Here is a 19,840-nt window from a genome sequence, read left to right as displayed (position 1 = left end):
CCCCTCTCGTTGTCATAGGCTAGACGGCTATGAATTGAACCGATTCCAATCGGCCTTGCGTATTCCGGTCCACCGCTTCCACTAAAATCGCCAGCCTTCCCTTATCCGCCTCATACCAGGCTCCCGGCAAATAGAAGGAATCCGGGCTTCCGCCCGAAAAGACAGGCCGGCTCGCATCGTTGCTTGGCAGCCAAATCCGTCCAACGATCCGCTCCTCTAAGAACACAGTCAGCTTAAGTCCTGACCCGGCTGCCCTTGCACGCCAGCCCGTCCCCGCTTCCGAATTGACCGTAGAAGCATACAGCCAGGCTGTCTCGCCCGGCTCCAAGACGACGGGGAGCTCTGCCGATCTTACATCCGTCCGCAGCATCTCTGCATGCGCGAACAGCTCCTTCTCCTCCGCTCCGCTAACCGACCACTCTGCAGCAGCGACGCCTTCATACAAGTACACCTGTCCGGACGGTAAACCGAGCACTCTCTCGACGTATACCGTCAGCTCCACTATTTCTCCAGCCGTTACATGCTCAGAAATATCGAGGTAGGGGTCGAACGGATTCACCGCTCCGATCTCCTTGCCGCCTACGAACAGCCGGGCCAATGACTGGATGCCTTGGAAATGCAGCGTCCAAGAGCTGGCAGACTCGGATGCTTGGAACGTTTTCCGGTAATATTCGAACGCCGGGTGATCGGGAGACAGCCAGCCCCCAAAGTTTACGACCGGCCACAAACTGCAGTCGGGTGATGCAGTCAGCTCCGTGCGCAAGGCCCGATCCGCCGTGCGATATACGCTCCAATTGCGGCTGAGGTCACGAATCTCCGTTACGGCCGACAACCCTGTAAGCCCCTTCATCGCATGCAGGCGCAGCCCGGGCAGTCTAGCGTCGTCAAAGTTCGAATGTCCCCAAATTTCTACTCTGGCAAGCAGCCTTTCGTCACGAAGACCGCCGCTGAGCGGCAGGAAGGAGCTGCCTCCGCCCGGCGCAACCGTACCGGCGTATTGGCCTCCCGCATACAGCGATATGACGTCACTGCCCTGCCGGATCAGCACCCCTTGTACCGCCTTATCTTCAGGCAGCCGAACTGCCGCTTCATACCAGGCGTAACCGCGGTATATGCCGCCGTGCTCCAAGTAATCCGCCTTCTCCTCAGTGGGCCGCCCGCCCTCGGCTTCCGCTGTCATCGGCACTGCAGCATCGAAGATGCGGAGACGCCAATCGGCTGCCGCCTCCTCAGAGGTTTCCGGGTAAAGCAGCGGTTCGCCATACTGCATGACGCCGCAATCGTCTACGCCTTCCGCATAAAGCGCTTTCATTCTGTCGGTTATAAACAGCTTCAGCTCACGCCCGTCAGCAGTAAGAATCGTACAGAAGCCATCCTCATTCCCGTCAAAAGCTACCGTTAACCGGCTTTCAACCGATTCGGCCGTTACATTGACCGCCTTCACTTCAAACGGCGCTTCGAGCTGCAGAATGATTTCTCCTTTTCCTTCGGTATGAAAGGCAAGGCTTACTCCTTCATAGGAAGATTGTGCCATATAAAGCTCTGCCGTCGAACTTTCAAGCTGTCCCCCGCAGCCCCACAGGCCGAGCGGAACCTGGAAAGGAAGCGCCAGCGATCTTCCGGCTCTGAGCGTGAGGCCGATTTCGGCTGCAGCATTCGCTTCGCCGGCAATGACAACTGCTGCCTCTTTATCCCTGTCATCCAGATTCGTTACGAACAGAAGGCTTCCGCCGCCTTTTAGCTGCAAGGCATAAGGACCGGCCACTCTCCCGCAATCTCCGGCCATCGACCATTTGGCGGATACGCCGCTATCTGCCGCAGCCTCTGCAAGCGGGGCTCCGTAAGCCGCGATTAGCCGGCTTAGCAGCCTGCCCTCATACGCTTCCCCGCGGATATGACCTTCCGGAGAGATCATGCCGCCGAAATCATAATCCGAGGTCATGAACGCCAGCGGTTTGCCCCAGTTGTTCGTCGCGTTCGTAAAGCCGAAATCCGTACCCGACACCTGAAGATAAGGACCGAGCAGCTTGACTCCGCAGGAGAGCAATCTGCGCAGCAGGTAATGCGACCGATTCGTCTCCGTTACGAGCAGCGGGTAACCGAGTTTAGCTGCGGCATTGCCGTAGTGAAGCACCTTCTCCTCAAATTCGGCCTCCCGGTTATCCGGATAAAAGTTGCAGGTCGGCACCACATTGTCCGCGAGCCCCGAAGCTTGAAGCAAGCCGCCTTGCCCGGCGCAGGCGAACAGCGGAACCGTAATGCCGTGCTGAAGCGCCATATCGCGCAGGGCAGCTATATATCCTTTTGGGTCCTGGCAATCATAGAAATCAAGCTCATTATCGAGCTGAACGCCGATCACGGTTCCGCCCTCTCCCGCTTGACTCGCCTTCAATAAAGGCAAAATGCGGTCAAACCAACCCGAAACGCAGCTTAGAAAGCCGGGATCATTGTCACGAAGCTTCAAGCCTTTAGTCAGCAGATAGGCGGGCAGAGCGCCTCCATCCCATTCGGAGCAGATGTAGGGACCCGGTCTTGCTATGACGTATAAGCCTGTCTCCGCCGCCGTTTTCAGAAATGCGGCAACGTCACGCTCCCCGCTGAAATCCCATTCCCCTTCCGCCGTTTCGTGATAGTTCCACGGAAAGTAGACATCGATGCTGTTATAGCCGAATGCTTTCAGCTGCTCCATCCGCTCCTTCCAAAGCGCTCTTGGAATGCGGAAGTAAAACAGCGAAGCGCATAGCAAAATATGAGGAGTTTCATTAATTTTCACGGCTTCCGCATCAAACTTCACAACCGCTCTTGCTCCGATTTCCATATTCATGTCTTAACCCCCAACGGAATTGGCTAAAAGCATTATTAATGTAACCCGTTACATGTAACCCGTTACATTTTTAAATAAAAAATAAATACACTCCATGACCGGTATAATCAGAACAACATTTCTGCACGGTAAACTGATGTGTATTTACGTGAAGACTCGATTGAAAGCGGCAGCCCGGCTATTATGTAACGGGTTACATTTTTGCCGGCGACACTATTCAATCTTTAGACATCTTGATTTTATTCAACAATGTAAGCGTTGTCAATATCTTTTTTTTAAAAATATTAATTACTTATTAACCATTTCCATCTCTGGGAGGTGCTGTAGATTCTCTTACAATGAGCTCAGGTCTTAGCTTCAAACTTTTGCTGACCTTATTTTTCATAATCATTTGGTGGAGCATCTCAGCCGCGCTCCGTCCTGCGTCATAGCATTTCAGTGAGATGGTCGTCAATTCAGGGATGCTGTTAGAGGCATACGGAATGTCGTCAAATCCGACAAGCGATAGATCCTGCGGCACCCGAAGTCCCGCTTTGCTCGCCGCCTTCATCACCCCGATGGCGAGAAGATCGTTCGCGCAAAAAACAGCGGTCGGCCGCTCGGACAGACCAAGAAGCTGATTCAAAAATGCCTTTCCGCTATCTACAGAAAAGCCGCCGTTCAATATCCATTCCTTCCGAACTTGCAAACCGTTTTTCTCCATCGTTTTCACAAAGCCTTGAATACGCTGGATCGTATTGGACATATGCCGAAAGCCGCCAACGAAAGCAATGTCGCGATGACCGAGATCAATTAAATGCTGTGTCGCTAATTCAGCGCCTTCTTTTTCATCGGTATATACGCGGTTCAGCCCTTCGCCCGGCATATTGCCGTTAATTAACAGCATCGGCACGCGCTTGCTGACCTCAACAACCTCGTTTACCAATTCTTTGCTAGGCTTGGCCAGGTTGATCCGGCCGCCTAACATAATAATGCCGTCTACCTGCTTCTCGATAAGAATATTCAAATATTGCGACTCGCGCACGTACTGCTCCTCCGAATCGCCGTTTGTCGAAACGGTATCGCATAGAAAAAACGTGTAGCCTTTACTTCTCGCTTCCTGATCGAGACCGGCCAACACTTCGGGGAAAAAAGGGTTCGTAATATCCGGTAAAATGACGCCAATCATCCCGGTTTCCTTCTTAAACAGACTTCTGGCAAGCGCATTCGGCTGAAACTGATGCTTCGTGATCAGCTCCATTATCCGATCTCTCGTCGATTTTTTTACCGGAGCCGTGTTGTTGATTACGCGCGACACAGTGGCTACTGAGACGTTTGCTTCCCTAGCGATATCATATACAGTAACCTGCTTAATAGCTGTTCACTCCTCTGACTATAATTTCATTCTTCAGTAGAATAACAGACTTTTGATGAAATGAAAACGGATGATTCCCTTTATTTGTAATTACTGCAGCCTAAAGTGCACATAAAATATCGTTCCCTTTTCGCCGGTCTTCACTTTAATGACCGCATCGTGCCGGGCGGCAACACCATAGCTTACAGATAAGCCGAGCCCGGTGCCATTCACTTTTGTACTGAAGAAAGGAGTCCCTAATTTGGGGATCAGCTCTTCTTTGATCCCGCAGCCTTGATCCCTTACCTCCAAGACAACTTCGTTTTCTTCCCTGTACGTTTTAAGGGTTAATATTCCTCCGGAAGGCATCGCGTCCAAACCGTTGAGTGCGAGATTTAATATCAGCTGGCGAATTTCTTTTTCATCCAATTGCAATTCAGGGCAATGGTCAAGTTCAAGGTTGACATGATGATTATCGCACATCGCCTTCGACTGGATTAACGGAAACAGCGCTTCAACCACAACATTTAGCTGCTTTATTTTACGGTTTGTCGGGTTCGTGTTAGCAACGGCGAGAAACTCCGTCACGATGTTATGAGCCCGATCCAGTTCTTCAATCATAATATCCGTATATTCCGCTGAAGGACGACTTCTTGACAATTGTAAAAAACCGCGTACAGTTGTCATTGGATTACGGATTTCATGCACAATTCCGGCTGCCATTTCCCCCGTCAAATTCAGACGGTCCAGCCTGACCATTTCCTTCTCAAGAAACAGACGTTCCGTAATGTCAGTCACTACGCTAAGCAGGCATTGTTCGCCATGTATCTCCAAGATTTCAGATGACATTAATCCTTCACGCAGATCACCGGATTTCGTCATATAGCTTATTCTTACATTTTTATCCGGATTTCCCGGTTCATAAATATCCTCAACTGCCCCCTTTCCATCAGAAGCGATAATATATTGCAGCAAATCTGTAGTCTGGTTGAGTACCTCCTCTTGCCGATAACCGGTAGCGTTCAGAAAACTATTATTCACATTAATATATCTTCCATCCTTAAGCGATCTCAAGGCAACTACATTTGGAGACGCATCGAATATTTTACGGAAACGTTCCTCCTCCATTAGCTTGCGTTCGGTCACATCGCGAATGCAAAAGACGCATATACGCTGATCTTCTATGCTTGCTTCTCCAGTCTGGACATCGGCCGGGAATATACCTGTATCTTTTCGCAACCCCGAGGTTTCAATGATCTTACTTAGTTCCTGCTCCTCTGAAAAATGGAAAAATATCGCAGGGACAAGGGTGTCGATGTGCTGTCCAATTAACTCTTCGGGGCGATAGCCGAACATTCGCGCCACTGCGGAACTAACGGTTAACATTTTCCCTTCCTCGTCCGTAGTAACGATGGTATCGCTGGATGTTTCACCGATCACTTTCATTAATTCGTTCTGGAGCTTAATCTGCTCCTGATATTGATGCATTTTCACAAACGCTTCTACTTTCATTTTTAAGGTTTCCGAATGGAAAGGTTTGAATATATAGTCTATCGCGCCTACGGAGTAACCGTGTTTGACATGCTCCATAGCCTGACTGATTGCGGTTATAAAGATGATCGGGATATGCTTCGATTTTTCTCTTGATTTGATAAGGCTTGCCGTTTGAAACCCGTTTAAACCGGGCATTTGTACGTCCAACAAAATTACCGCAAAGTTTTCAGAAAGAACATACTTCAATGCTTCCTCGCCGGAATTTGCACTGAACAAGCGATAATGAGGGGAGTCCAACAAAGCTTCGAGGGCTAGTAAATTTTCAGGGCGGTCATCCACCAATAAAATATTTACTTTTTGAACGCGGCTACTTAAATTTTCGATAAAGCATTTCATTCGCATCCATCTCCTCATAATTCGCTGATTGGCTGGTAAAGGCAATGCTTTCCTTATTCCCAAGTCCCAGAAATCCGGACAATACTAAACTTTCGTAGAACAAATTATGAACACGATTTAGTAAGACATTATTAAAATAGATCATGACATTTCGGCAAATGATCACATGAAATTCATTAAACGAGCCGTCGACGGCTAAATTATGCTGGGCAAAAACGATATTTTCACTCAAAAAAGGGTGGAAAACGGCTCGCTCGTATTTTACGGTGTAGTATTCACTAAAGGCTTTCGCCCCCCCGGCATTTACATAATTTTTTGTGTAGGTTTGCATTTTTTCGAGTGGGAAAGCGCCATTTTTTGCTTCTTCAATGACATCTTCATTCATATCCGTGGCATAAATTCTTGTTTTGTGATGCAGGCCTTCCTCGTATAAAAGAATGGACATCGAATAGACCTCTTCACCTGTTGAGCAGCCTGCGTGCCAAATCCGAATAGAAGGATAGTCACGAAGTAATGGTACGATTTTTTTCCGGAAAGTCATAAAAAAATTCGGGTCACGAAACATTTCCGTCACGTTAATGGAGAAGTCCGACAGCAGCTTTTTTAACACCTGGCGATCATGTAGAACCTTCTCCTGCAAGCCGGAAACGGTGGATAAATTTTCGGCATGGATTCGATGCCATAATCGACGACGAATCGAAGGGGTCACATAGTTTCGGAAGTCACATCCATAATGTCTATAAATAGCTTCCAGGAACATTTCCATCTCGATCTTTTCCAGCTCATCCATTTCTTCCGCTTCAATCGTCGCGTAAATGTCAAAAGGTTTGTTACGCATACGATCCCGCCTGTCTGTACAGCCAAACCTGCATTAACGAGAAAAGCTGCTCCAAGCTCACAGGTTTGCTGATATAATCCGAGGCGCCAGCCTCCATGCATTTCTCTTTATCATCTTTCATGGCCTTCGCCGTAAGCGCAATAATCGGCAAGTAGTGAAACTCCGGCATTTGCCGTACGATACGCATCGCTTCATAACCATCCATCTCCGGCAGCATAATATCCATAAGGATGAGATCGATGTCCGGATTGTCCTGCAGGACACGAATGCCCTCTCTTCCGTTTTCCGCAAACACCACTTTCATTTGTTTGTTTTCCAAGGCGGCTGTGATAGCAAATATATTGCGCATATCGTCATCGACAATTAACACTTTCTTACCCGCGAAGAAAATATCCTCATGGTGTATGACAGGAGCCTGCCATTCCTTCTCTTCAAATTCAACATGAACGATCGCGGCTTCATCATTATTCATAGGGGGCTCGGCTGCCGTGCTCCCTCCATAACCTGGTAATAGAAGCGTAAAAGTGCTCCCTTTCCCTTTATCGCTGCTAACCTCAATGAAGCCATCCAACAAATGAGCCAATTCCCGGCTGATCGAAAGTCCCAATCCCGTGCCTCCGTATTTCCGGCTGGTCGTCCCGTCCTCTTGTTGAAACGCCTGAAATACGAGGCTCAGCTTCTCTTCCGGAATTCCTATGCCTGTGTCCGATATGGAAAAGGCAACGGCCGCTTCCAGATTTATCCGTCCACGGTAATCGGAGAAAATTTGGTTGTCCGCTTTGTGTATGCGAAACGCCACTTCACCATGTTCCGTAAACTTAAAGGCGTTGGCCAGTAAATTCCTCAATATTTGCATTAATCGATGTGTATCGGTACAGATTGTCGGCGGTAGTCCGGCATCCAGCTCTGTTGTAAATTTCAGCCCCTTTTGCTGCGCGGCCTGAAGGAATTCAAGCTCCGCAAATTGGCAGATGTACGTTAAGCTGACCTCATCAGGGACAATCTCGATTTTCCCCGACTCGACTTTGGACAAATCCAGAATGTCATTGATTAAATGTAACAAGTCATTTCCGGATGAATGGATCGTTTGAGCGAACTTCACTTGATTCTCCGTAAGATTGCCTTCAGAATTCTCAGCAAGCAGATTGGACAGGATCAGTAAGCTATTAAGCGGCGTTCGTAATTCATGCGACATATTGGCCAGAAATTCCGATTTATACCGGGAGCTGAGCGCAAGCTGGTCGGCCTTCTCTACAAGCTCCATTTTCGTGATTTCTATTTCCTTAGTCTTCTGTTCGGATTTTTTATACTGCTCCTCCAGCTGACCGTTAATCCTTCTGAGTTCTTCCTGCTGCAATCGCAGCTCTTCGGACTGATTTTGCAGTTCTTCCGTTAAAGCCTGTGATTCTTGCAGCAATCTTTCCACTTGCATGCGGCCTGCAATACTGTTAATCGTAATCCCGGCATGGTTCAATACCTGCTGCAATAAAGTTTGCTGGGCCTTGCTAAACTTCGTAAACGAGGCTAATTCAATGACGGCAACGACATGCCCTTCATATTCCACCGGCATGATGATCAAGTTCGAAGGTGATGCTTTCCCGGTACCGGAGATGATTTGAATATAATGCTCCGGAATGTCGGTGAGCATAATGGTCCGGTTTTCAAAAGCGCATTGCCCGACAAGCCCTTCTCCATAAAGGAAGCTTTCGAAACCGATTTCCTGCCGGTTGTCAGCATAACCGGCCAGCCTATGAAGCCGCTGCCTGTCCCCGGCGCCTTGCTTAAGATAAAACACACCGCAGCTAGCTCCCGTCATCGGCGTAATCTTGGTGATGAACAGCTGCGCCAGCGTATTTAAGTCATGAATCCCTTGATACATCGTAGCCATTTCCGCAATGTTTGTTTCGAGCATGCTTTTTTCCTGCTCGTGGGCTGAATAATTCTCCAAAGCTATCGCCATTTCATTAAAAGAATAGGCAATGTCACCAATTTCATCCCGGGTACGAACATCGATACGAGGCAATCTTGTTCTTGAACTGGAATCTGAAGTAACGCCAGCCATCACTTTTGTGATTTTAAATAAATTACCCGTAATGTGCCGCGTTATGACAAAGCCGATCAATAGGGTTAGAGCAAATGTAAGCATACTTAACAAGCTGACTGCTTTATTGGCTTGATTGACCATTTCCGTATTCAATTTTGTTCCTTGATTCAATAGCTGCTGCTGACGGTCCATTATTGACTTGGCCAACGGCCCCAGTTGGATCCCCACAGGCAGCACTTTCGTTTTGAAGGTATTTAAGGCTTCCTCTTGATTTCGGTCCTGCGCATAACTGGCCAGCAGCTGATCATAGTTCTCTTTAAATTGCCGGTTTAATCTTGTTAACTTTTGCACAGAGTCTTTACTTTCCGGCTGAGTCACAAGACTTCCCGTTTGTTCAATCCGAACGTTTAATTGTTCGTTTGCCGTTTCAAGTTCATGAATAAAATCCGGGTTTTGCGTCAGCAGATAGCCACGCAAACCGTTGGTTTGCTGCAAGGCCAAAACCTGTATATCCTTGGTGGCGGTAAGTATCGTTACCTGGCGGTTAATTAAATCGGAATAGGAGTCGTTGACTTTGTTCATGTAGTAAAAGGAGATTCCGCTTGCAGCGCCGAGTAAAACAGCCGCAGATAAAAACCCTGTAAATATTTTTTTTCCAATCGCAAACCTCATTTGTACACACCGCCGTTATCGTCTATTTCTAGTTTATAACTATGAAATCCAAAAATAAGTCATGTAAAAAAAAATGTCTCTATCCATCGGATAGAGACATCGTTGTCTTGGGAAAGGGCGTCATTGCCAGCTTGCTATTTATTCTATTCCTATCATATATCAGTCCATTTTGTTTGACAAAGCCCCAATTCGGGCGAAATTGTTTCAGAAACCTAGCTCAGCTATCCTTTTTTGCGAAAACACTCCATTTCTCTCAATGTAACTATAATTAACTATGTTTGTCACATAAATTTACATAACATTAACAAGTGAAATGGAGCGGATCAGAAAGACACAATATCGTCACAATTTAGAGGGGTAATTTCGACATACATTAATGGTTTCCATCCCCTATACTTAACCATATTCTCAGCACGTGATGAAAAGTAGCACTTAATTGAGCGGAGAGATAAGAAGAAACTGGAGGATGACTCATGAACATGCTGATGACGAAACGCAAGCATTTGTTTACTCAATATGGCAGCCCCGCATTTTATGATGAAATGTTTGACCGATACGGTAAAGTGAGGTCCTCCTACAGCAAAACTTTTCAACGTTTTTCGAAGATGGGGATTGAGGAATTGAACAAAAGAAACGAATTCATGCAATCCCATATGGTTACGCAAGGCATTACGTTTACATTAAATAGTGAAAGCCTTGGAGACACATCCCTGGAACGGACCATTCCTTTTGATATGATTCCGCGAATCATTACTTCAGATGAATGGACGCTGCTTGAGCAGGGCTTGAAACAAAGAGTTCAAGCATTGAATGCATTCATCGGGGACATCTACCATGAGCAAAAGATTCTGAAGGATGACATTATCCCAAGGAAATTGGTCGTTGATAATCCCTATTTCCGCCCGGAAATGGTCGGTCTGGATGTTCCGAACGGCAGGTATATCCCTTTGTCGGGAATTGATATCATCCGCAGCGAAACGGGTGAATTTTATGTATTGGAAGACAATTTGAGAACGCCCTCAGGCTTGTCTTATGTTTATGAGAACCGCTCCTTGATGACAAACCTTTTTCCCGAGCTGTATTTTGAAAACCGGGTACGCGATATCGATCAAGGTTTGAACGCTTTGTTAAGCAGCTTGCGCAGTCTCGCCCCTAATGCTAAGCCGGATCCGCTCGTTGTGCTGCTCACACCCGGCATTCATAACTCTGCTTACTACGATCATACGTTTCTGGCACAAGAAATGGGGATTGAACTGGTGGAAGGCAGAGATTTAACCGTCATTGATCAGAAAGTATATTTGAAAAGCATACAGGGTCTTCGGCAGGTTGATGTGATCTACAGGCGGATCGATGATGAATTCTTGGATCCGCTCGCGTTCCATCCGAATTCTTTACTCGGCGTGCCGGGACTGATGCAAGCTTATCGCGCCGGGCATGTCGCACTTGCCAATGCTCCGGGCACAGGAGTTGCAGATGATAAAGCCGTTTATGCTTACGTACCCGATATGATCCGCTACTACCTGGACGAAGAACCGATTTTGAAGAACGTGCCCACCTATATTCTATCAAGACCGCATGAAAGAGAGTATGTGCTTGCAAGGTTGTCTGAGATGGTGGTTAAAGAAAGATCGCTTTCCGGAGGATATGGGATGTTGATCGGTCCTGCCGCTTCCGAGCAGGAGCTTAAAGCGTTCGCGGGCAAAATTAAAGAATCGCCAGAGCTGTATATTGCCCAGCCGACTATGAAGCTGTCATGCAGTCCTTCTTTCACGGACAGCGAAGTTTCTCCCCGTCATATTGATTTGCGCGCTTTCGTATTTATGGGGAGAGAGACTCATATTGTTCCGGGCGGGCTGACAAGGGTAGCACTCAAGCAGGGTTCGCTTGTCGTGAATTCCTCACAGGGCGGGGGCACAAAAGATACGTGGGTTTTATAAATTTTCCAAAGTAATTCACTATTTATAAAGGCGGATGAACAATGATAAATCGCTACGCGGAATGGTTATTCTGGGCAGGACGTTATATGGAAAGAGCCGAAAATCATTCCAGGCTGATTGATGCCAATTATCATATGCGGCATGAATTAAAAGGAAACGATAATGATCGGGATTACATATGGGAAAAGCTTGTGGCGGCAGTAGGAGATCTCGCCAAATTCAAGGAAGATAACGCCATTGCGAATGAATGGACTGTCCTTCATTTTCTGACTTTTGAGCGTACGAACAGCAATTCGATCTATTCTATTATTCAGCAGACAAGAAATAATATCCGGGCTTTACGGCAGCTGCTGCCGAAAGAGCTGTGGGAAATTACGAATTCCTTATATCTCTGGCTGCATGATCAGGATATCAATAAGATGATGCAGCAATCCCCCTCCAAGTTCTATCAGCGCGTGAGAGAGTGGATATCTCTCTTTAACGGCGCAGCGGATTCAACCATGCTTCGGGAACAGGAATGGAATTTCCTTCAAGCCGGCAAATATTTGGAGCGTACGGAAAACACGGTACGTATTCTTCAAACCGTCCATACAAATTTGATTCGTGATCCCGCTTCTTCTCAAGACCAGAACCATTATAACCGCATGATCGTGCTGTTAAAATCAGTCGGCGGCTATGAAGCCTTCCGCAAATTACATGCTGATCACGTAACTTTTGCAAAAGTGACGGAATTTTTGATTCTGAATCCCCATTTTCCGCGCTCCATCCCATTTGCTTTTACATCGTTGGAAAGCTATTTAAAGGCAATCAAGCAGGAAGGCTTTGATTATGCGGTACTGCCAGATCCCGGGCTTGGCGTTTCCGATTCGCTTCATGAATGGTTACAATGCTGCAATCAGCTGGGTTTCTTGATTTCAAAAGCTTTTTTTCAAGCGAATGTCGTCGGAGCATGATAATGGAAGCAGCCCGTCCAAACCGACCGAAACCCAAACCCATGAAGCATTGGTGCTTCATGGGTTTTTCACGTTCATCGGGTTCACTTTACTGATTTAAATTCTCCAACTGCGGCACGGCCGGTTGCAACAAACTGCTGATGCTGATACGTATAGGAAATCTGTTCAAGCAGAGGATTCTTTTCTTCTAGAAGCCGACGAATGAGCTCCCTTCCAAGAGAAGGAGTGAGGTTATGATACCAAATACCCTGGGGATATAGAACGACGGTGCAAGCATCGCTGCACCTTCCGTTGCACAGTGTTCTCGTCGTATGAATGAGCGAATCCGCACTATGCAAGTTAATCTCGTCTCGTATGGCATGCGTCACCTCTTCCGCATGACTTAGCATGCAGCTTCCACCGTTGCATAGAAGAAGATGATGCTTCGTTCCGGACAAATTCCATGTCGCCATTACTCGCTAAGCCCCTTTCATCACCTATTCGTTTAATGCTTTTTTCAAGGCTTCCAGGTTCTTGGCCATAATGCCGATATAGTCGAGATTGTCCTTCTTTTCCTCTTCCGTCAGCCCTTCGATCGGATTAAGCACGTCCGTTTTAGCTCCGATCTCATCCGCGATCGTCTGAGCAATCTTTGGATCGACGAGCGTCTCAAATAAAATCGTTTTGATCTCACGCTCTTTCGCAAACGCAACCACTTCCGCCATCTGCTCTGGAGACGGCTCCTGTTCCGGCGACAGCCCCGCAATCGGAACCTGGGTCAGACCATATTCCTTAGCGAGATAGCCGAATGCCGCATGCTGGGTTACAAATTCGGTATGCTTAATGCCTTGAAGTCCGGATTTAAAGGCATCATCCAGTTCTTTCAGCTTAGCCATGTATGCATCCGCATTCGCCTTATAATCATCTTTATGCTCCGGATCCGCCTTCATGAATGCTTCCTGAATCGCAAGCACTTCCCGCTGCGCCAATACCGGACTCAACCAGATGTGCGGATCGAGGCCGTGCCCCTCTTCTTCATGCTCTTCTTCCTCATGGCCTTCTTCTTCATGCTCTACGCCTTCCATTAGCTGTACTCCGCCGCTTGCTTCTACCACGACACGCTTATCATTCGGTGCGCTCTCTAGTGCTTGCTCTGCCCAGCCTTCGACAATCCCGTTATAGACGAATAGATCCGCTTCTTTAATATTAGCCATATCCTTGGCGCTTGGCTCCCAGTCATGCGGTTCTACGCCTGCCGGAATTAAGCTGATAACGTCAGCGTGCTCGCCGGCAACCTGCTTACTGAATTCGTACATCGGATAGAAAGACGTTACAACCTTTAACTTCTTGCCGCTGCCCTCAGACTCGATGTTGCCGTTTTTAATACCATCGTTATTCCCTCCGCATCCTGCTAATAGTAATGCGGTTACTGCAGAGATTAGAATGATTTTGCTAGACCATGCTTTCATTTTCTTTGCCTCCATTTGTATGAATAGATGAGTTCTTAGTGAATCGAGGAAATACGGTATTAACGATATCCGCCTTGCTGCTTGTCTTCTTATTTCTTAATTTGCCTGCGTATAACGTCAGCTTCTTTACGCCAATTCCAGCAAACAACAGGACTAAGAGTACAAGTGCAATCGTTCCTCCGGGCGGCGTGCTAAGCTCATAAGAGGCAGTTAGACCGGAAAAAACGCCAGTTAATCCAATTCCCATAGCGATGAATAAGGCAGATGTAAAGCTTGGTGAAACCCGGATTGCAAGTGCAGCGGGCAGTACGATAAGAGAGGATACTAACAGAACGCCGACAATCGGCATAGCTGCTGCGACAATCATACCGGTAATGACGCTAAAAAACAGTGAGATCCACTTGACCGGAATACCATTCGTCGCAGCCGTCTCCTCATCGAAGGTTAACTGATACAAAGGTCTGCGGAACACAATAAAAAATACTGCCCCTATAATGGCTACTGCTATCATTAATGACAATTCTGTTTGATTCACGGCTACGACAGACCCGAACAAATAGGAGGAGAAGCCTTTGTTCATGCCTTGATTCAAGCTCATTAGAACAACCGCGCTGGACAAGCCGCCAATCATAATAATAGCTGTAGAGATCTCACTGTAAGTCTTGTACGATCTTCTTACATATTCCACAGCAATGGCCCCGACAACCGCAATAGCAAAGCCGGTAAGCGCCGGATTGAGATGAAGATATACGCCTCCTGCTACTCCTGCCAGCGAGACATGCGAGAGCATATCAGCCATCAGCGCCTGGCGCCTGAGCATAAGATACACACCAAGTACGGAAGCAACAAGAGCGATTATCCCACCGGCGAAAAATGCCCGCTGCATGAAGTCGTAGTGCAGCATTTCCATCCTCCGTCCTCCTTCCTTTCCAGCTCAATAATTCGATCCAGATAAGAGCGGACCTCTGTAAGACCATGGGTAACCATAACGACGGTCCTTCCATGCTCTTTCACATGATGGTGCATCAATTCATAGAAGCCGAATCTGCTTTCCTGATCCATTCCGGTAGTAGGCTCATCCATAATGAGTAAGTCCGGCTGCTGAGCTAAAGCTCGGGCAATGCAAATCCGCTGCTTCTGTCCGCCTGACAGCTCGCCGATCTTCCTATTGCGGTGATCCCACATCCCCACTTGACGGAGCGCCTGCTCCGTAAAGGCGTGATCTCTTGGTCCGAGCTTACGAAGCCAAGAACCCTTTACATAGGTACCCGACCGCACAAATTCCAGAATCGTACTTGGAAATCCGCTGTTGAATGCGGCAATCTGTTGTGGAACATAACCAATAACCAGCTTCTTGCCAATCTGATTCTGCTTAGCCAAGTAAATATCTCCGCACCACGGCTTGAGTAAGCCCAGCGCCAGCTTGAGCAGCGTTGATTTGGAAGCGCCGTTCGGGCCCGTTACCGCGACGAATTCGCCAGAATAAATATCCATGCTTGCATTTTCTAAGCAGGGCGCATCGCTATAACCGAACACCACTTTATTCATGGAAGCTAAGAGCAATGTAATCATCCTTTCATTCTTAAATTTGCAGGAGGTTAAGCCGGCATCGTACCGGCTGCTTCTCCCACACCATGCCGCTGACAATTGTCACAATAGCCATAAATTTCAAATTTATGCTTTACAATTTGAAATTGATCAGGAGCCTGAAAATGGTCCATAGGGCAATATTCGAGCGGAATAAGACGGCTGCATGTCAGACAGATCAAGTGATGATGATGGCGATGATGTCCGAAGTAGCCCACTCGATACTTGTTGCTATCCTCTATCTGAAATTGCTCGATCACACCTAATTCCTCTAACAATTTCAAATTACGATATACCGTATCAAAGCTAAGACCGTTGTATTTATCGACCATACCAAGAAACACTTCCTTAGCCGTCAAAAATCCGGAAGCGTTAGCTAACAGCCGGGCAATCGTTCTGCGCTGTTCTGTTATTCGCAGGCCATGTCTGGTCATGGACTGAACAATAAGCTCTGCATCCCGTTCCTTCACTGACTGTACCGCCTTTCTTAGATGCTTCGAGTTTAATTCGTAATAATTACGATATTTACATGAGAGAAAAACCGACCAAGGTCGGCTTAATGGTAATGATTACGTTTAATAAATTGTATCAACTGACTTCTCATTCGTCAATACAGAGCACTCATTCATTATACGCTTTAGAGAACAGCTTCCGGTTCAATTTCGGAATAAAGATCGCTAAAAACGCCGACCGCCCTATACTAAATACAATGAAAGCTAACCATAGGCCGTGATTATGAAAGTTAGGCACCAATGTAAAATGAGCAATCAGATAAACCATCAATGCCAAAATCATCGAGTTTCGAATGGATGAAGCTTCGGTTGCCCCAGTAAACACACCATAGAGAATAATACCGAAACTTGCCGAAAGCGGAAACAGCAAAATCCACAATCCGTACGTGTTAGCCAAATTGATGACATCCGGTATACGTGTAAATAACTGAATGAAGTATTCACTAAACAGATAGTAAGTACCTGCGATAAATAGAGACGAAAGGACAGCCCATTGGCACGATAACATAAGAGTCTTCTTATAAAGCCGCTGATTCCCCGAGCCTACGGCTTTTCCAACTAGTATACTTGAAGCATTAGCAAATCCATCAAAGAAGTAAGCCATAATGTAATGAATTTGGATGAGAACAGCATTCGCAGCCAAGACTTCCGTGCCAAAAGAAGCCCCCTTCGCCGTGAAGAGATTAAATACGGCTAATAAACAAAGGGTTCTGATAAACAGATCCCGGTTGACGGTCATCATTTTTCCCAATGAGGCGGAATCAACGATCTCTTTTATAGGAGGCAGCCTAAATTGAAAAGGAGAAACCTTCCATATAAAAATCATTCCAATGACAAAGGCTGTTGCTTCTGATATAAGGGTTGCTGTCGCGACACCGGGTACCCCCCAAGCAAACACGCTCACAAACAATAAGGCAAGAACGATATTCATAAGGTTCATAAATATTTGGATGAACAAAGAAACTTTTATTTTGGACATTCCCATTAACCATCCAAGGATCACGTAATTCAACAAAGTAAACGGGGCACCCCATATGCGAATACTGAAATAGTCAGACGCGACCGTACGAACGTCAGCTTCCGGATTCATTAGAGCTAAAGACAAATGCTCAATAGGTCCTTGAAGGAGTATAAAGCTTATCCCTACCGCAGCAGCAATGAAAAACGGCCTTGTAAGAGCTAAAACTCCTTGAATTTCATTATTTGCTCCATGTGCCTGGGCAGTAAAACCCGAAGTACTGACTCGTAAAAAACCAAATAACCAGAACATTGTATTAAAAATAATGTTCCCTACAGCTACTCCGCCAATATAAGCAGGGTCAGGCAGGTGCCCGACAACTGCTGTATCTACAGCACCAAGTAAAGGGGTTGTTAAAGTTGAGATAATGAGGGGAATTGCTAATGCCAGATAAGACCGATGATTCAAAGATACCTCTCCCTATACACATTTATCATTCAAACATGGCTACAAGCTCTTGCGTATACGGATGGCGTCCCTTAGAAAAGAGCTCTTCCTTCTCGAAGCGGTCCACAATAGCGCCATCGCGCATTACCATAACGGTTTGGCTCATTGTATACACTGCTGAGAGATCGTGTGAAATGAATAGATAAGAGGTGCCTAACTGCTCCCGCAAATCATCCAATAAACGCAAAACGGCAGCTTGAGATAGAACGTCAAGGCTTGAAGTTGGTTCGTCCAATATAATAATATCAGGTTCAATACTAATAGCGCGAGCAATAGTCACCCGCTGCTTCTGCCCGCCGCTCAGTTCATGAGGATATCGATCAGCTAGACCTGCCGGAAGCTCTACAGCATCTAACAATTGTGCGACAAAGTCTTTATTATTCGTATACTGAAAATGTTTCATCGTTGCCTGGCTGCCAAATTGCAAATAGGGATCCATTAGGGAATCTTTTATTTTAAGCTTCGGATTCAACGCTGCAGAAGGATTTTGCAGAACCGTTTGGATATGTTTTCGATAGGGTTTTAAACTCCGTTCGTTTTTGTTATGCAGAGGTATGCCCTCGAACAGAATACTTCCCTCATCAATTGGCTCAATGTGTAAAAGGCAGCGCGCAAGCGTGCTTTTACCGCAGCCGCTTTCGCCTGCAAGACCTACACATTGCCCCCTCTCCATTGTAAAACTCACATCCTGGAGCACAGCGGCTCCATTATCGTATTTCTTATAAACATGATTTACTTCTAATAAGCTCATCGTATCACTCCTTCAGTCGATAATGAGAGCTTGGTTCTAAGTGATGGCGATGATTTGATCAACAGCTCTGTATAAGCATGCTTTGGATGATTCAGCATCTGATCTTTGTTACCCGTTTCAATAATTACTCCGTCTTTCATTACAGCAATGCGATCCGCATATTTTCTGACGTGACGTAAATCATGCGTAATAAACAAAATCGCACAGCCTGTTTCCGCTTGCAGCTGAGACAATAGTTCCAAAACCTTAAAAGAAGTGACGCTGTCTAATGCCGTAGTTGGTTCGTCCGCTATCAGTAGATCTGGCTTTAGTAGCAGAGCAATCGCGATGGATACCCGCTGCAGCTGGCCGCCGCTTAATTGAACCGGGTATCTGGTATAAATTTCTTCAGATAGGCCTACAGAAACAAGTGCTTGCTTGGCTTGCTGTTTTCTTGCGGTTTTGGATAAATCTAAATGCCGCTGTTGATATTCCTCAAAATGACGCCCGATGGTAAGAAACGGTGTAAACGAACCTTGGTAGTCTTGAAATATATAAGAAAGATGTTTACCGCGAATTTTACGCATCTCCGAAGGGGATAGAGCTAATAAATTGCTGCCTGCATAATTTATTTCACCTGTTGCCTGAAGGTTCGGAGATAGTAATTGTCCGATTGCCGATGCAGTCATGCTCTTTCCGCTGCCGCTTTGCCCAACAAGCGCAAACCATTCTCCCTCTTGAATTTTAAACGAAATATCATTAACGATCCTATTTTGTTTACCCGTCACGGATAAATGGTTAACGGTTAAAACGTTCAATTTCCAACCTCCTTTTTCACGTCAAATTTATCTCGGAAGTAATCTCCGGTTAAGTTTGACAGGAGAACGATAAACACAATCGCGAGTCCCGGATAAATCATGAGTGTCGGATTGGATTGAAAATGCGGACGAGCGTCATTGAGCATTGCCCCCCATTCAGGTGCCGGAGGCTGAGCGCCGAGTCCAATATAGGAAAGAGCAGAAATGAGCAGAATGATTTTCCCTAAATCGAGGCTGGCAAGCACGAGTACGTTTCCAATAACATGCGGAAATATATGTTTGATCATAATACGCCCAGAACTAAGACCATTAATTTTAGCTATAGTGACATAGTCTTTTTGCCGTTCAGTTAATACTGTACTTCGAACAAGCCGGGAATAACTAACCCATTTAACCAGAACAATGGCCAGAAGCAGATTTTCAATGCCGGCACCTAGTAAACCACTCAACACGATCGCCACTATGGTATCCGGAAATGACAAAAAAACGTCTGCTATACGCATGAAAATCCGATCAACAATACCACCTTTAAAGCCAGCCAACAAACCGAACGGCACACCAATGATAACAGCAATTAACAGTGCTAAGAGACCATAACCAACCGTCAGCTGTGAACCTAATAGCAAACGTGTTAATACGTCACGCCCCAGATGATCTGTTCCAAGCGGGTGTTCTAGGCTCATTGGCAACAATCGTTCGGTAAGCTTAACTAATGACGGGTCATGATTCAGCACAAGGAAGGTGTAAGCAATCACAGCTGGCAACAAAGTTAGCATAGAGAGCATTAGG

16 protein-coding genes are annotated in these 19,840 nt (G+C 46.4%); 2 read left to right on the top strand and 14 right to left on the bottom strand.

What is annotated here, in order from left to right:
- Positions 1–19 precede the first annotated feature (19 nt).
- From ASG81_RS05515 to ASG81_RS05495, 5 genes are all read right to left on the bottom strand, one after another.
- Positions 20–2,824, bottom strand: a complete 2,805-nt coding sequence (locus ASG81_RS05515; RefSeq protein ID WP_056630195.1) for a beta-galactosidase — start codon at positions 2,822–2,824, stop codon at positions 20–22.
- A 295-nt stretch (positions 2,825–3,119) separates the two neighbouring features.
- On the bottom strand, positions 3,120–4,178 hold the full coding sequence (locus ASG81_RS05510) for a LacI family DNA-binding transcriptional regulator (RefSeq protein WP_056630193.1): 1,059 nt from the start codon (positions 4,176–4,178) through the stop codon (positions 3,120–3,122).
- A 90-nt stretch (positions 4,179–4,268) separates the two neighbouring features.
- Entirely contained in the window at positions 4,269–6,047 is a 1,779-nt protein-coding gene (locus tag ASG81_RS05505; protein ID WP_056630186.1) for a PAS domain S-box protein, read from the bottom strand.
- Positions 6,019–6,837, bottom strand: a complete 819-nt coding sequence (locus ASG81_RS05500; RefSeq protein ID WP_442952807.1) for a CheR family methyltransferase — start codon at positions 6,835–6,837, stop codon at positions 6,019–6,021. Before ASG81_RS05500 ends, ASG81_RS05505 begins: the two co-directional genes overlap by 29 nt.
- Before the next feature lie 40 nt (positions 6,838–6,877).
- Complete coding sequence (locus tag ASG81_RS05495; RefSeq protein WP_056630182.1) at positions 6,878–9,601, bottom strand: response regulator; 2,724 nt, start codon at positions 9,599–9,601, stop codon at positions 6,878–6,880.
- A gap of 473 nt (positions 9,602–10,074) precedes the next feature.
- Here ASG81_RS05495 and ASG81_RS05490 point away from each other — a divergent pair, with 473 nt between their 5' ends.
- Both ASG81_RS05490 and ASG81_RS05485 read left to right on the top strand, forming a co-directional pair.
- Positions 10,075–11,538 carry a circularly permuted type 2 ATP-grasp protein gene (locus ASG81_RS05490; RefSeq protein ID WP_081417148.1) on the top strand — a complete coding sequence of 488 codons (1,464 nt, stop codon included), beginning with the start codon at positions 10,075–10,077 and terminating at the stop codon, positions 11,536–11,538.
- A 41-nt stretch (positions 11,539–11,579) separates the two neighbouring features.
- Positions 11,580–12,491 carry an alpha-E domain-containing protein gene (locus ASG81_RS05485; RefSeq protein ID WP_056630179.1) on the top strand — a complete coding sequence of 304 codons (912 nt, stop codon included), beginning with the start codon at positions 11,580–11,582 and terminating at the stop codon, positions 12,489–12,491.
- Positions 12,492–12,574: 83 nt separating this feature from the next.
- On the opposite strand, the gene ASG81_RS05480 is transcribed toward ASG81_RS05485, so the two are convergent.
- The 9 genes from ASG81_RS05480 to nikC all read right to left on the bottom strand — a co-directional run bounded on the left by ASG81_RS05480 (position 12,575) and on the right by nikC (position 19,836).
- Positions 12,575–12,943, bottom strand: a complete 369-nt coding sequence (locus ASG81_RS05480) for a (2Fe-2S) ferredoxin domain-containing protein (RefSeq protein ID WP_056630176.1) — start codon at positions 12,941–12,943, stop codon at positions 12,575–12,577.
- A 24-nt stretch (positions 12,944–12,967) separates the two neighbouring features.
- Positions 12,968–13,939 (bottom strand): metal ABC transporter substrate-binding protein, encoded by a 972-nt coding sequence (locus ASG81_RS05475; protein ID WP_056630174.1) that lies wholly within the window; start codon positions 13,937–13,939, stop codon positions 12,968–12,970.
- Positions 13,923–14,849: a metal ABC transporter permease gene (locus tag ASG81_RS05470; RefSeq protein ID WP_081417147.1), complete on the bottom strand. Its 927-nt coding sequence runs from the start codon at positions 14,847–14,849 to the stop codon at positions 13,923–13,925. The genes ASG81_RS05475 and ASG81_RS05470 overlap by 17 nt, the downstream gene beginning before the upstream one ends.
- Positions 14,795–15,502 carry a metal ABC transporter ATP-binding protein gene (locus ASG81_RS05465; RefSeq protein ID WP_155971239.1) on the bottom strand — a complete coding sequence of 236 codons (708 nt, stop codon included), beginning with the start codon at positions 15,500–15,502 and terminating at the stop codon, positions 14,795–14,797. The genes ASG81_RS05470 and ASG81_RS05465 overlap by 55 nt, the downstream gene beginning before the upstream one ends.
- Before the next feature lie 35 nt (positions 15,503–15,537).
- Positions 15,538–15,996, bottom strand: a complete 459-nt coding sequence (locus tag ASG81_RS05460; RefSeq protein ID WP_235548742.1) for a Fur family transcriptional regulator — start codon at positions 15,994–15,996, stop codon at positions 15,538–15,540.
- 151 nt (positions 15,997–16,147) lie between these two features.
- Entirely contained in the window at positions 16,148–17,464 is a 1,317-nt protein-coding gene (locus ASG81_RS05455; protein ID WP_056630167.1) for an MATE family efflux transporter, read from the bottom strand.
- A gap of 25 nt (positions 17,465–17,489) precedes the next feature.
- Positions 17,490–18,254, bottom strand: a complete 765-nt coding sequence (locus ASG81_RS05450) for an ABC transporter ATP-binding protein (protein ID WP_056630165.1) — start codon at positions 18,252–18,254, stop codon at positions 17,490–17,492.
- On the bottom strand, positions 18,251–19,051 hold the full coding sequence (locus tag ASG81_RS05445; RefSeq protein ID WP_056630162.1) for an ABC transporter ATP-binding protein: 801 nt from the start codon (positions 19,049–19,051) through the stop codon (positions 18,251–18,253). Before ASG81_RS05445 ends, ASG81_RS05450 begins: the two co-directional genes overlap by 4 nt.
- Complete coding sequence (gene nikC / locus ASG81_RS05440; RefSeq protein WP_235548747.1) at positions 19,048–19,836, bottom strand: nickel transporter permease; 789 nt, start codon at positions 19,834–19,836, stop codon at positions 19,048–19,050. Before nikC ends, ASG81_RS05445 begins: the two co-directional genes overlap by 4 nt.
- Between the last annotated feature and the right edge of the window lie 4 nt (positions 19,837–19,840).

The organism is Paenibacillus sp. Soil522 (genome assembly GCF_001428245.1).
Classification (GTDB): Bacteria; Bacillota; Bacilli; order Paenibacillales; family Paenibacillaceae; genus Pristimantibacillus.
This window is presented reverse-complemented; position numbering and strand designations above follow the sequence as displayed.

Bases quoted from the DNA above. Each gene is read 5' to 3' on its own strand.
- ASG81_RS05515 (WP_056630195.1), bottom strand. From the start codon at position 2,824: ATGAATATGGAAATCGGAGCAAGAGCGGTTGTGAAGTTTGATGCGGAA.
- ASG81_RS05505 (WP_056630186.1), bottom strand. From the start codon at position 6,047: ATGAAATGCTTTATCGAAAATTTAAGTAGCCGCGTTCAAAAAGTAAAT.
- ASG81_RS05500 (WP_442952807.1), bottom strand. From the start codon at position 6,837: ATGGATGAGCTGGAAAAGATCGAGATGGAAATGTTCCTGGAAGCTATT.
- ASG81_RS05495 (WP_056630182.1), bottom strand. From the start codon at position 9,601: ATGAGGTTTGCGATTGGAAAAAAAATATTTACAGGGTTTTTATCTGCG.
- ASG81_RS05490 (WP_081417148.1), top strand. From the start codon at position 10,075: ATGAACATGCTGATGACGAAACGCAAGCATTTGTTTACTCAATATGGC.
- ASG81_RS05485 (WP_056630179.1), top strand. From the start codon at position 11,580: ATGATAAATCGCTACGCGGAATGGTTATTCTGGGCAGGACGTTATATG.
- ASG81_RS05480 (WP_056630176.1), bottom strand. From the start codon at position 12,943: ATGGCGACATGGAATTTGTCCGGAACGAAGCATCATCTTCTTCTATGC.
- ASG81_RS05475 (WP_056630174.1), bottom strand. From the start codon at position 13,939: ATGAAAGCATGGTCTAGCAAAATCATTCTAATCTCTGCAGTAACCGCA.
- ASG81_RS05470 (WP_081417147.1), bottom strand. From the start codon at position 14,849: ATGGAAATGCTGCACTACGACTTCATGCAGCGGGCATTTTTCGCCGGT.
- ASG81_RS05450 (WP_056630165.1), bottom strand. From the start codon at position 18,254: ATGAGCTTATTAGAAGTAAATCATGTTTATAAGAAATACGATAATGGA.
- nikC (WP_235548747.1), bottom strand. From the start codon at position 19,836: ATGCTCTCTATGCTAACTTTGTTGCCAGCTGTGATTGCTTACACCTTC.